At 25.6% G+C, this 12,212-nt stretch carries 14 protein-coding genes; 8 read left to right on the top strand and 6 right to left on the bottom strand.

What is annotated here, in order from left to right; genetic code table 11:
- The first annotated feature begins 113 nt into the window (after positions 1 to 113).
- The gene (locus B0174_RS05310) at positions 114 to 1,007 is read left to right on the top strand and encodes a protein kinase domain-containing protein (protein ID WP_108558626.1); all 894 of its coding nucleotides are present in this window, start codon (positions 114 to 116) and stop codon (positions 1,005 to 1,007) included.
- Here the strand turns inward: B0174_RS05310 and B0174_RS05315 are convergent.
- A complete protein-coding gene (locus tag B0174_RS05315) occupies positions 996 to 2,111 on the bottom strand; it encodes a DUF475 domain-containing protein (protein WP_205663495.1) in 1,116 nt (371 codons plus the stop codon). The genes B0174_RS05310 and B0174_RS05315 overlap by 12 nt on opposite strands.
- Positions 2,112 to 2,263: 152 nt before the next feature.
- Here B0174_RS05315 and B0174_RS05320 point away from each other — a divergent pair, with 152 nt between their 5' ends.
- Positions 2,264 to 2,539: a lipoprotein gene (locus B0174_RS05320; protein ID WP_205663496.1), complete on the top strand. Its 276-nt coding sequence runs from the start codon at positions 2,264 to 2,266 to the stop codon at positions 2,537 to 2,539.
- 42 nt (positions 2,540 to 2,581) lie between these two features.
- Here B0174_RS05320 and B0174_RS05325 read toward each other — a convergent pair whose 3' ends face one another.
- Genes B0174_RS05325 through B0174_RS05335 form a run of 3 tightly spaced genes read right to left on the bottom strand, consistent with a single transcriptional unit; the run spans position 2,582 to position 5,389 of the window.
- Positions 2,582 to 3,550: a hypothetical protein gene (locus B0174_RS05325; protein ID WP_108558627.1), complete on the bottom strand. Its 969-nt coding sequence runs from the start codon at positions 3,548 to 3,550 to the stop codon at positions 2,582 to 2,584.
- Positions 3,543 to 4,214 (bottom strand): ABC transporter ATP-binding protein, encoded by a 672-nt coding sequence (locus tag B0174_RS05330; protein WP_108558628.1) that lies wholly within the window; start codon positions 4,212 to 4,214, stop codon positions 3,543 to 3,545. Before B0174_RS05330 ends, B0174_RS05325 begins: the two co-directional genes overlap by 8 nt.
- A complete protein-coding gene (locus tag B0174_RS05335; protein WP_108558629.1) occupies positions 4,211 to 5,389 on the bottom strand; it encodes an ABC transporter permease in 1,179 nt (392 codons plus the stop codon). The genes B0174_RS05330 and B0174_RS05335 overlap by 4 nt, the downstream gene beginning before the upstream one ends.
- Positions 5,390 to 5,838: 449 nt before the next feature.
- Between B0174_RS05335 and dksA the strand changes: the two genes are divergently transcribed.
- Positions 5,839 to 6,210, top strand: a complete 372-nt coding sequence (dksA, locus tag B0174_RS05345; RefSeq protein WP_108558631.1) for an RNA polymerase-binding protein DksA — start codon at positions 5,839 to 5,841, stop codon at positions 6,208 to 6,210.
- Entirely contained in the window at positions 6,207 to 7,205 is a 999-nt protein-coding gene (locus tag B0174_RS05350) for a tRNA pseudouridine(13) synthase TruD (protein WP_108558632.1), read from the top strand. The genes dksA and B0174_RS05350 overlap by 4 nt, the downstream gene beginning before the upstream one ends.
- A 73-nt stretch (positions 7,206 to 7,278) precedes the next feature.
- Here the strand turns inward: B0174_RS05350 and B0174_RS05355 are convergent, their stop codons facing one another.
- Positions 7,279 to 8,262, bottom strand: a complete 984-nt coding sequence (locus tag B0174_RS05355) for a hypothetical protein (RefSeq protein WP_108558633.1) — start codon at positions 8,260 to 8,262, stop codon at positions 7,279 to 7,281.
- An 8-nt stretch (positions 8,263 to 8,270) separates the two neighbouring features.
- Positions 8,271 to 8,852, bottom strand: coding sequence for a hypothetical protein (locus B0174_RS05360; protein ID WP_108558634.1), 582 nt, complete (start codon positions 8,850 to 8,852; stop codon positions 8,271 to 8,273).
- Positions 8,853 to 8,966: 114 nt separating this feature from the next.
- Here B0174_RS05360 and B0174_RS05365 point away from each other — a divergent pair, with 114 nt between their 5' ends.
- From B0174_RS05365 to purQ, 4 genes are read left to right on the top strand one after another with little or no spacing between them, the layout of a single operon-like run.
- The gene (locus tag B0174_RS05365; protein WP_108558635.1) at positions 8,967 to 10,259 is read left to right on the top strand and encodes a S41 family peptidase; all 1,293 of its coding nucleotides are present in this window, start codon (positions 8,967 to 8,969) and stop codon (positions 10,257 to 10,259) included.
- Between the two features lie 11 nt (positions 10,260 to 10,270).
- Positions 10,271 to 11,224, top strand: a complete 954-nt coding sequence (locus B0174_RS05370) for a phosphoribosylaminoimidazolesuccinocarboxamide synthase (RefSeq protein ID WP_108558636.1) — start codon at positions 10,271 to 10,273, stop codon at positions 11,222 to 11,224.
- A 60-nt stretch (positions 11,225 to 11,284) separates the two neighbouring features.
- On the top strand, positions 11,285 to 11,530 hold the full coding sequence (gene purS / locus B0174_RS05375; RefSeq protein ID WP_108558637.1) for a phosphoribosylformylglycinamidine synthase subunit PurS: 246 nt from the start codon (positions 11,285 to 11,287) through the stop codon (positions 11,528 to 11,530).
- Between the two features lies 1 nt (position 11,531).
- Positions 11,532 to 12,203, top strand: coding sequence for a phosphoribosylformylglycinamidine synthase subunit PurQ (gene purQ / locus B0174_RS05380; RefSeq protein WP_108558638.1), 672 nt, complete (start codon positions 11,532 to 11,534; stop codon positions 12,201 to 12,203).
- The last annotated feature ends 9 nt before the right edge of the window (positions 12,204 to 12,212 follow it).

The following is a 12,212-nucleotide window of genomic DNA, read 5'->3' on the forward strand; positions in this document are numbered from 1 at the left end:
ATAATCAACTGTACTGTTGAATCCTTAAACTCTTGACTATATTTACTTTGTCTCATTTGCAACCTTTATTCATTTATTTTATCTCAGAATCTTTTAATTCTGAGTATGAATTTATGTTACCTCTCCAAAGTTCTTTACCAGATACTTTTAATAAATGTATTAATCTCGAACTCTTAAGAATAGCTGCAAATAAACTCATCACTTTTCCTTCTTGTCTTTTATCTTTACCAAAACTTTCATGGTTGGCATTTAGTGGTAATCCTTTTTGTAAAAAACATCCAGATTCTAATATAAAATTAAAAACTATTTTATGGGATGACCTTGAGATTAAAGAACTTTTAGGGCAGGGTGCATCTGGGAATATTTACAAAGCTAAATATCAAAACAAAGAAGTTGCCATTAAAATATTTAAAGGTGAAATGACATCGGATGGGCTACCTCAAGAAGAGATGGATATAAATATTTCTATGGGTGTTCATAAAAATCTTATAGATGTATTAGCACATGTATCAAAACATCCTGAGAACAAAGATGTTTTAATGTTAGAATTAATTCCTTCAACTTACACAAATTTAGGTTTGCCACCTAGTTTGGAAAGCTGTACAAGAGATGTTTATCCAAGTGATTTTAAGCTTTCAATACAAAGCAGTCTAAAAATATTAAAAGGAATGGCAACTGCTGCTGTACATATGCATAAAAGAGGAATTATGCATGGGGATTTTTATGCACATAATATTATGATAGATAAAAATGCCAATAGTATTTTAGGTGATTTTGGTGGAGCTTCATATTATGAACCTGAAGATATAGAAATATGTAATACTTTAGAACAGTTTGAAATAAGAGCTTTTGGATGTTTAATTGAAGAGTTATTATTTTTATCAAAAGAAGATAATAGTAATGAAGATATAAGAGATTTACTTTTCGAGTTACAAATATCATGTTTAAATAAAGTGCCTAAAAAACGACCTTTATTTAAACAAATATTAAAACAATTAGATTTTTAGGTTATCTAATTTATTTTCTCTAACAGAATGAATAAATGCAATAGCAATTGGAATAATTGCAAAAGCAATTATTAGAGCATGTGGTAAATGCATAAAGATTTGAACTATCATACTTATTGCTAAAAATCCAACCGACCACATCGCTCCATGTTCTAAATATCTATATTCAGCAACCATACCTCTATCAACCATTAAGATTGTAAGATTTCTAACGGCAAATGCACCAGCTCCTAAACCTAACATGATAATAACGATATTTTGACTTACTGCAAAAGCTCCTAAAACTCCATCAAAAGAGAAAGACATATCAATAAGTTCTAAATATACAAAAGATGCAAATCCACCTTTTGCAAGTTTTGAGTTAGCAACATGTTCTATTTTTTCTCTTTCAGTTTCCATACTATTTGTTTCATGTTTTGTTCCATCATCTTCTAAAATACCTCTTAAAAATTCAATACAAAGATATAATAAAATACCATAAATCATAGGTAAGATTATTTCACTTTTATCAATTTTTTTTACAACATCCACTATCATTATTTCAGAAGGTGCATAAAATCCAATTACTGCAACAATAAATATTGCAATTAGCATTTTTAAGTTTCCGATATTTGACCATCTTGAAGCATATTTTTCAATGATAGCAATCCAATGAACATCTTTGTTTTCATTAAATAAAAATGATAAAAATATCATTAATAAAAACACTCCACCAAAAGCCATAACTATATGATGTGAAGCTGTGATAATTTTTTCATATTCAGCTGGATTATTTATTGCTAGGGTAAATGATTCTACAAAACTTAATTCTGTTGTTGCAAAAACTATCAAAATTGGGAAAACTAATCTCACTCCAAATACTGCAATTAACATACCCCATGTAAGAAATCTTCTTCTCCAAATAGGAGGCATATTTACTAAAATTAATGCATTTATAACAGCATTATCAAAAGATAAACTTAATTCTAATATTGTAAGAGTTGTACCTTGAACTACACCTAATATTCCCATATAAAATAGTTCAATTACAACTGATATAGCAAAAAATAAAAAGAAAGTATTAAAATAACTTAATGTTGATTTTTGTTTAATTTGTTCGACCATAAATTTATCCTAAATTTGTTAAATAAGCCGAAATCTTAGCAGTTGTAAACTAAATATATGGTTTCAACACAATTTATATACAATTATTTCGGTATTATTCCATATTGTTTTTTGGGAAACAAAAATTAATTATATTTAAAAGGACGCAATCCATGAAAAGAATTTTATTAGGAACAGCAGTAGCATTAGTTTTATTAACAGGGTGTAATGAAGATAAAAAAACGGCTCCAGTACAAAAAACTGAAGTAGCTCCAGTAGCTCAAGCAGTAGCTGAAGTGAAAAAAGAAGCAGAGGCTGCAACTCAAGCAGTTGAAGAAGTAAAAAAAGAAGCAGAAGCAACTGCAACTCAAGTTGTTGAAGATGTTAAAAAAGAAGTAGAAGCTGCAACTACTCCAGTAGCTGAAGAGAAAAAAGAAGAAACTAAATAATTCTATTATTCCGTGTTAATCTATAAAATTGACACGGAACTTTTATAATAAAACTCCATTTACCAAATAATATCTAAGCAAATAAAAAGAACATAAAAATACAAAAATCGAATTAAAAATAATTGAATATATAAAAGCATAATTTAAATCTTTATTTATAAACTTAGGTACAACAAAACTTGCAATTGCAAAAAAAGTTCCAAAAAATAGCGTCAACCAAATAAAATATCCTATAAAATAATATTCTTTTTGAAGCATACAAAATGGACATTGATGAGTTGGAAGCTGATAAATATATGTTGAAAAGAAATAAGTAACCGCATAATATGCAATATATAAAAAGAATAAATTTATTATAAAGTTTAGAGTTTTTTGTTTTTGAATATTTGTAAAAATAGTTAATAAATAAATCAAATAAAATAGACCAATAAGCATTGGAATAGATAAATTAAAAGGTATTTTAGTTCCTGTTGAATTAACTCCAAAAATTACAGAGCAACACATTACAGGCTCTTTTGTTGAGATATTTGATAAATACAATATATCAAGAGTTGTTTCTATTAAAATCAAAGCAAAAATAAAAATATAAAAACCAAATTTCTTTTTTGTATAAGGATAAGTTTTTTCTTTTAAGTCCAAACTATTGATTATCAACCAAACTCCAATGCAAAATAAAATTATAAGTTTTAAAGCTAATAATATTTCACCATAATTATTTGCTTTTATAACTCCAGCTGCACACATGGCTCCTGGAATTATATGCGATAAATTATCTAAACTATAAGCAAAATATGGAAATAAAAATATTTTTACAATTAAAGTAAAAAATATTATAAGTATTACTAAATACGAGGTTTTTTCAAGTTTATATTGTTTTGATGTTGTTTTCTCATAATCCCAATTTTTAATAATGAAAGTAGAAAAATAAAAAGCAATAAAAAGAAGAATAAATAAAATAGTTTGAGTAAATAAATAGATAATTATTTCATTTGATAAAAGTATTTCACTCACAAATTATTCCATTTTTGATATTTATTATATTATCCACAAAATCAAGATTGTCAAATATTGGGTCGTGTGTTGCCACAATTATGGTTTTATTTAGACTCTTTAACATTTTTAAAGTTTCAATAAAAATAATAGAGTTATCATAATCCAAATTTGCAGTTGGTTCATCACAAAGAATGATTTTTGGATTATTAACAATGGCTCTTGCAATGGCACATCTTTGTTTTTCTCCACCTGAAAGATTATAAACTAATTCCTCTTTTTTATGGGAAATATTTGCAAGTTCTAAAGCTTTTAAAACCATTTCATCTATTTGTTTTTGATTAAATCCAAGTGGAATTAAAGCAATTGATACATTGTCTTTTACGCTTAAAGTATCAAATAAATTATAAGATTGGAAAATAAAACCTAACTCTTTTGCTCTAAATTTAGAGCTGTGTAAATCTGGAAGTTTTGCAATATTTTCATTTTCTACTTCTATACTTCCACTTGTTGGTTTTAATAAAGTTCCAATTATAGATAAAAGTGTAGATTTTCCGCTTCCACTTATTCCTTTTAATATAACACAAGATGAGTTTTTGATTTCTAAATTGATATTTTTTAAAGCGTGAAATTCTCTTTTTGTATTTTCATTAAATATTTTATTTAGGTTTGTAATTTTTATCATTTCATACTCTCATTTGCATCAATTACTGAGATTTTCCAAACGGGAATTAAAACAGCACTTAAAAAAGGAATTATAAAAAACAGAAAAAGTGTCACTATTATTGATAAATCGACATTAGGATTTAAAATAAAATCATTTTGAACATTTGAAAAACCAATAAAAATATTTTTTAATATTGGAGCATTAAAAATAAATACAAAAATATATGAAATTACAATTCCAATAATAAAAGCCATAAATCCCACAATAAAATTTTCAATAATTTTTAGTTTTATAATATCTTTTATACTCCAACCAACAGCTTTTAAAATCCCAATTTCTTTTTTATCATTTGAGCTAATCATTGAATATCTTTGATATAAAATCAAAATAAAAGTAAAAATCACAACTATAAATAAAATTAAAAAAATCCCACCTTTATAATTGAACATATTTTCATACTCTTTTTTTAGATTTTCTTTTTGTAAGATCCTAATATTTGAGTGTTTTAAAATAAGTTGTTCTTTTATATTTTGTCTCTCTAAATTATTTGGAACATTTAAAACAATATCTGTTGATTCATTTTCTTTAATATTTAAAATCTTTTTTGCAAGATTTATATCCATAATTATCAAATCATTTGCAACTAAATTTGCTTCTTTTGGTAAATCTTTGAATATTTTTACATTTGATAAGTCATTATTAAAAAGCTTAAAATCATAAGAATCAAAATAGTGATATTTGTCAAATATTTTTTTAATTCCATTTCCCATAATCATTGAATCATTTTGCAAAAAATCAGAGATATTTAGAATTTTTAAAAGCTCTTTTAGATTTTCATTACTATTTTCTTCAAATAAATCAACACCAACAATTGTAAAATAAACATTTTCTGGCATAAAATAATATAAACCATAAACTCTTTGTTGAGTATTTTTTACTCCATTTATAGAAGAAAAATCATCAATCCAAGAAGTTGGTGTATCTAAGATTTTTCCACTATTGATTTTTTGAATTACAAAATCACTTTGATTATCTAAAGTAAGAAAAACTTCTTTTTTTAAACTATTTGAAATAAATAAAACACTTGAAATTAAAAAAACAATTAAAATAGAGATAATAAAAATAGCAATATGTTTTGATTTGTGTTTTGAAAGTAGAAGAAATAAAAAGTTAAAAAAAACGCTATTTTTCATAAATAAAATCCAAGTAGTTTATTTGTAAGTTCATAAAAAGAATTTTTTTTGAGAAATCGTTTTGTTCTTTTATTCTTGATTCATAAATATTATTTGAATAACTAAAATTTGAAAGTTTTGAAATAGTAGTTATTTTTGTAGCATAGTCAATTTTATTACTTAATTTAGAGTGAAAAAAAACCAAAAAAATAAAAGATAAAATAAAAAAAGTTATAAAAAAGATAAATTTTTTTGTTAAAGTAGTGATCGTAAACTCCTCTTAGAACTAAGGTATTTTATCTTTATTTAGTTAATTTATAGTTAAACAATTTATATAAAAAAGTAATTTAATGAGATTATTAATAATAATTTTTATTAATGAAAATACCGTAAAATAGGCATTTAAGTCTTATCTAAGTAATAATATATATAAAAAAGTATATAATTGCGCGAATATTTAAGGAGAAGCTATGCCAAATAAACAGCAAATTGATGAATTAAAAGTAATTTTACTTGAAAGAAAAGAAAATATTTTATCAAATATTAATAATAGTAGAGCGAATATTGATCAATTAAAAGAACAAGAAATTAATGATGAATTAGATTATGCTGAGTTAATTAGTGATTCTTTTACAGAAGGAATGATTGCTAATCATCAAATTGATGAGTTAAGACAAATTGAAGAGTCTCTTAGAAAAATTGAGCTAGGAACTTATGGAATTTGTGATATGTGTGGAGTAGTTATTCCTTTGGGCAGATTAAAAGCAAAACCTTTTGCAAAATTTTGTACAGAATGCCGAACAGTTTATGAAAATGAGTTCACAAAGAGAGCTAAAAATTGATAGAAAGATTTTATCCTAAGAATGATAAAACTTTAAATTTTAAATTTGTTCAAAATGATGAGGATTTTATAGTTGAAGAACAACCTCTAAAATTCTCTGGTGCAGGAAGTTTTTTAGTTTTAAAAATAGTAAAAAACAACTGCGATACATGGGAACTAATAGATAGATTAGCAAAATTCCTAAATGTATTCTCAAATGAGATTGGATATGCTGGATTAAAAGATAAACGAGCGACAACAACTCAATATATTACAATTCCAAAAAAATACTCAAAAGAGATTAAGCTTTTTAGAAATAAAAAGATAGAAATTATTGATACTTTTTTACATAAAGAAAAACTAAATATTGGTGATTTAGAAGGAAATAGATTTAAAATAAACCTTCATAATGTTGAAATTACTGACATAAACCATATTCAAAAAATTATAAAACTTATTGTTAAAGAAGGAATGCCGAACTATTTTGGTTATCAAAGATTTGGAAAAGAAGTTGTTGACAATCTTGCCAAAGCAAAAGATGTAGTTTATGGTGAAGAAATTGTTAAAGATAAAAAGTTATCTAAAATGCTCATTGCTGCTTATCAAAGTAGTTTTTTTAATGCATGGTTAGTTGAACGGTTAAAATTATCAAATGAAGAATTTAAACTTTTAGATGGAGATATTTTTCTAGATTTAGAAAAAGATAAATTATTTACTCCAAAAGTTATAACAGCAAATATAATAAATGATTTTAATAACTTTAAAATTACACCAACTGGATTACTTCCAGGAAGAAAAGTTTTTAAAGCTGTTGGTGAGGCATCATTGATTGAACAGAAGCACGATGATTTATATATTCAAGAAAAAGGTTATAGAAGAGAAGCAATCGTTTTTCCAAGAGATATAACATGCAAATATGATGCTAGTAAAAAAATATGTAGTTTAGACTTTGTTCTTCCAAAAGGTTCTTATGCTACAGTTTTTGTTGAATATTTAGCGAATAGAAATTTTTCTTAAATTTTAAATTTTCAAACATAAAAAAAGGGATATTTGGAAAACCAAATATCCCTTTTTTATTTTTATTTTTTGTTTATGGAAGAGTTATATATTTTGAATCGAAATATATTTTATTCCCAATTGCTATCATTCTTTCTTTATTATCAAAGCTAAATTTGTAAATTCTATCATCAGTAAAATCATGATTTAAATTTATTAAATAACCTTGTGATTCAACTGCATATAATGAATCAGAAAATCCTAAAGCATGGATTTTTGCATATTTATATTTTTTCTTTGTAACTTCTACTAAACTAGGAGTTAATTTAATAATTTGACCATCAATTGTAGCTATATAAACATCTTCTTTGTTTACAATAATATCTCTTACTTCATAGTTTTTAGTAATAATTTCTTTTGAAGAAATAGATACAACTTTATTTGGACTAGCAACTATTAATGTTTGTGAACCATCTATTACATTTAATGAAATAATATTATTAAATTCACTGTCTGGATCAACTGAAATATTTCTAATAGATTCATTTGTTAAAGCTGAAACAATAATAACTTTTCCATTTAATGTTGGGAAAAGTATTAAATTCCCCATAAAATAAGGATTTGTTATTCTTGTATCATTTGCTAAAGATATTGGTAAATACTCTTTATATAATGTTTTATTTGTTTTAATATCAATTAATTCAATTGTATTATTTGAATAAACTAATGCTAATTTGTTATCTTTTAAAGATGCTGCAACAACAACATCTTTTACAATTCTCTCTTCGTTACCAATTAATATTTTATTAATATAATTTGTTGCAATGATTTTTCCATCAGCACTTACATTTAAAAAATCAAACTTTTCTGGGAGTTCAAAAGATGAAATTCCTTGTGCTGTAATAACTTTTTTATTGTCTAATGTTGCACCAATTTTATTCATCGATGTGATAGATGAAGACATAGATTCTTTATTTAATTCTATGTTACTGCTTACATCTTCAGGTTCGAAATACTTTTTCCCTGAACAAGCTGTAAATAAAAATATTGCTGATAATGAAATTAAAAAATATCTCATGTGTTTCCTTATTTTGTAAGTAGATAGTGGTTTAATAATTTAGCTAATTCAAAAGCTTTTGAAGTTTGCGGAATCAATGCTAGAGTTGTTTTTGCTTCATTAAATTTTCCTTCATTTGTTAAAAAAAGCGCTTTGTTAAAAATAGCAAATTCTTTTAATAAAAAATCATTTTGCATAGATAAATTATCTAATTCACTAATATTTTTACCAGATAATGCTGTTTGATATTTTGATAACTCTTTTAAGAAAGGTACACTTATTTGTATAGCTTTATCTTCCTTTTTTGCTTGTAAATAAAGAGCAATATCATAAAGCTGAGGATTTTTATCTTTTAAAATAGCTAATGCTTCTGTATCATTGCTATTTTGAAGAACCTGATTGAAAGCAATATTTGCTTTAAGTTTATTTGATTGTGCTATATTTTCTTTAATAAAAAAACTAATAATTCCTACTATTATAATAATCACAAATGCAAAGATTAATGTTTTATATTTTTTAAAAAACCTTTCACTTTTTACGAAACTTTCTAAGAATCTCTCTTCGCTACTTAGCTCTGTTTTAACATAATCAACATTTTCTTTTATACTCATTTTTATAACCTTTTTGAAAAGTAGTTGATATGGTACAAAATTTTTAATAAAATCTTACTTTTATCTTACTTTTTGTATAATATTTCTCTATAAATTTACAAGGTTATGAAAAATATGAAGAGATTATTATTAGCTTCTGCGCTTACATTGGTTATATCGCAAAGTCTTTTTGCAAATGAGGAAGTTGTTCCTGAACAATCAAGATTTGAGTCATTGTCAAAATTAACAAAAGTTATTGGTACAGTTGAAAAGTATTATGTTGATGACATAAAATTACAAGAAATTGTTGATAAAGCATTAAAAGGTTTAATGCAAGAATTAGATGCCCATTCATCTTACTTAGATAAAAAAGCATCAAAAGAGATGTCGATTCAAACTCAAGGTGAATTTGGTGGATTAGGAATAACTGTTGGAATGAGAGATGGAGCTTTAACTGTAATCTCACCTATTGATGATACTCCTGCATTTAAAGCAGGGATTAAACCATTAGATATTATTTTAAAAATTGATAACACATCATCAATAAATATGACTTTAGATGAAGCAGTTACATTAATGAGAGGAAATCCTCAAACAGATATAACATTAACTGTTGTAAGAAAAGGTGAACTTAAACCTTTAGAAATAAAAATGAAAAGAGACATAATAAAAATACAATCTGTTTTTGCTAAGACAATTGAAAATACAGATTTATTATATTTTAGAGTTTCAAGTTTTGATGCAAAAGTTACAGAAGACTTAGAAAAAATTATAACAACTAATAAAACTGCTAAAGGTTTCATTTTAGATTTAAGAAATAATCCAGGTGGATTGTTGTCTCAAGCTATTGGTGTAGTTAATTTATTTGTTGATAAGGGAATAATTGTTTCTCAAAAAGGAAGAAATGCGGATGATGAAGAAAAATTTGAAGCATCAGCATCTAAAACAAAAACAAGATTACCTTTAGTTGTTCTTGTAAATGAAGGTTCTGCATCAGCTTCAGAAATTGTAAGTGGATCACTACAAGATCATAAAAGAGCAGTTATTGTTGGTGAAAAAACATTTGGAAAAGGTTCTGTTCAAGCAGTTTTACCTATTGAAAATGACAGAAGTGAAAATATAAAATTAACTATTGCAAAATACTATTTACCAAGTGGAAGAACTATTCAAGCAACAGGAGTAACACCTGATGTTATTGTAAATTCTGGAAAAGTAACGCAAGATGATGAAGATAAATTTAAGATTAAAGAAGCTGATTTGAAAAAACATCTTGAGGGAGAACTTGAAAAAGTAGGAAATAAGAAAAAAGATGAAAAAGCAATAGCAGATGAAAATAAAAAAGTGATTACTGGTGAAGATGTATTAGGAGATAATCAATTGAATACTTCTATTGCTATTTTAAAAAGCTTAATTATAATGAATAAATAATAGGAGACTAAATGAAAATAAGTGATATCGTAGCGCTTAATCTTTGGCCTGATTCAAAGAAAACAACAACTCAAAAAGGTATTTCTGAGTTAGAAGAGTTAGGTTATAATCTATTTTATATTGGCAAAAATGCAGACCTTTACACTTGTCCAGGAGTTGAACCAAAAGTTTTATTAGTAAGAAGTGATAGATGTTCTGTATTTGATATTCCATTAAATCTTTTAATTGACGGAAAAGGTGTTTCTCAAACTGCTATTTCAAATAATGGTGCAGAATTTGCAAAAGAAGCTGGAATAAGAACAGCAATTTTATCAGAAAAAGTTGATCAAACTTTAAGTATAGCTCCAAGATGTCAACTTATGGAATTATGCAAACCTTTAGAAGCTAAGGTTGATGGAGATGTAGTTCAATTTGAATTAATTTTTAGAAATTATTTAACTGGTTCACTTTTTGATGCTTGTCAAAATGGTTTAGACCCATATGGTTTAAATTTACCTTCAGATTTAGCGCAATGGCATAAATTTGAAACTCCAATTTTTACGCCAACTACTAAAGGTATTAAAGATGAGCCTTTAAATTCACAAAAAATTAGAGAATTATTTCCTGAAATCGTTTCAAGTCTTGAAAAATTATTTAAAGATTTTACTAAGTTTGCACAAGATAGAGGTATTATTGTAGTTGATACAAAGTTTGAAATATTTGTTAATTCTAAGAATGAATGGGTTTTAGGTGATGAAGTTTTAACACCTGAAAGTTCAAGATTTATTTCAAAAGAAGATTTTGATGCTGCTAATTATATCTCTATGGATAAACAACTTCTTAGAGATTTTGGTAAACAAGATAACTGGAAAGAAAAAGCAAAAGAGCTTAAATCTGGTGAAAAATTAGATGTAGTTGTTCCTCAAACAATTAAAGATAAAATTTTAAGTGGGTATACGACAATCTTAAATAGATTAAGTAAATAGCCTAAATTATTGTAAGGCAGATTTAGATATAATCGCAAAAAAATAAATTGAAGGTAATAAATGAAAGCAATCGTAAATGTAGCATTGAAACAAGGTGTATTAGATGATCAAGGTAAAGCAACTCATCACGCATTAGATACTCTAGGATTTAAAGAATTAGTTAAAAATGTAAGAATTGGAAAACAAATTATTATAGAATTAAACTCTACTGATAAAGAAGCAGCTAAAGAAGAAGTTACAAAAATGTGTCAAAAACTTTTAGCTAATACTGTTATTGAAGATTATGATATAGAAATAGTAGGTTAATATGAAAATTTCAGTATTACAATTTCCTGGTACAAATTGTGAGTATGATGCAAAATATGCATTTGAGCAATTAGGTTGTGTTGTAGAAATTATTTGGCATAAAGAAAAAAACATACCAGCTGATACTGATTTATTAGTAATTCCTGGCGGATTTTCTTATGGAGATTATTTAAGAAGTGGTGCAATTGCTAGATTCGCAAATGTTATGGATTCTGTTCAAGCATATGCAGCAAATGGTGGAAAAGTTTTAGGAATTTGTAATGGATTCCAAATTTTATTAGAAGCAGGATTATTACCAGGTGCTATGAAAAGAAATGATTCTTTACATTTTATTTCTAAATATCATACTTTAAAAGTAATAAATACTGATAATAAATTTTTATCTTTAATGAAAAAAGATCAAGTTGTAAATATTCCAGTTGCACATCATGATGGAAATTATTACATTGATGACGCGGGATTAAAAGAGTTAGAAGAAAATAATCAAATTCTTTTAAAATACTGTGATAAAGACGGGAACTTGGTAAATATGAATGGTTCTTTATTAAATATTGCTGGTATTTGTAATAAAGAAAGAAATGTTTTTGGTTTAATGCCACATCCTGAAAGAGCTATTGAAGAACTTTTAGGTTCAGTTGATGGTGTAAATATGTTAAAGGGTTTTTTACAATAAGGGGTTAAT

It is taken from the genome of Arcobacter caeni (assembly GCF_003063245.1).
Classification (GTDB): Bacteria; Campylobacterota; Campylobacteria; order Campylobacterales; family Arcobacteraceae; genus Aliarcobacter; species Aliarcobacter caeni.

What these genes read in the sequence shown, in the direction of transcription:
- B0174_RS05310 (WP_108558626.1), top strand. Translation starts at nt 114, where the DNA reads ATGTTACCTCTCCAAAGTTCTTTACCAGATACTTTTAATAAATGTATT.
- B0174_RS05315 (WP_205663495.1), bottom strand. Translation starts at nt 2,111, where the DNA reads ATGGTCGAACAAATTAAACAAAAATCAACATTAAGTTATTTTAATACT.
- B0174_RS05320 (WP_205663496.1), top strand. Translation starts at nt 2,264, where the DNA reads ATGAAAAGAATTTTATTAGGAACAGCAGTAGCATTAGTTTTATTAACA.
- B0174_RS05330 (WP_108558628.1), bottom strand. Translation starts at nt 4,214, where the DNA reads ATGATAAAAATTACAAACCTAAATAAAATATTTAATGAAAATACAAAA.
- B0174_RS05335 (WP_108558629.1), bottom strand. Translation starts at nt 5,389, where the DNA reads ATGAAAAATAGCGTTTTTTTTAACTTTTTATTTCTTCTACTTTCAAAA.
- dksA (WP_108558631.1), top strand. Translation starts at nt 5,839, where the DNA reads ATGCCAAATAAACAGCAAATTGATGAATTAAAAGTAATTTTACTTGAA.
- B0174_RS05355 (WP_108558633.1), bottom strand. Translation starts at nt 8,262, where the DNA reads ATGAGATATTTTTTAATTTCATTATCAGCAATATTTTTATTTACAGCT.
- B0174_RS05360 (WP_108558634.1), bottom strand. Translation starts at nt 8,852, where the DNA reads ATGAGTATAAAAGAAAATGTTGATTATGTTAAAACAGAGCTAAGTAGC.
- B0174_RS05365 (WP_108558635.1), top strand. Translation starts at nt 8,967, where the DNA reads ATGAAGAGATTATTATTAGCTTCTGCGCTTACATTGGTTATATCGCAA.
- B0174_RS05370 (WP_108558636.1), top strand. Translation starts at nt 10,271, where the DNA reads ATGAAAATAAGTGATATCGTAGCGCTTAATCTTTGGCCTGATTCAAAG.
- purS (WP_108558637.1), top strand. Translation starts at nt 11,285, where the DNA reads ATGAAAGCAATCGTAAATGTAGCATTGAAACAAGGTGTATTAGATGAT.
- purQ (WP_108558638.1), top strand. Translation starts at nt 11,532, where the DNA reads ATGAAAATTTCAGTATTACAATTTCCTGGTACAAATTGTGAGTATGAT.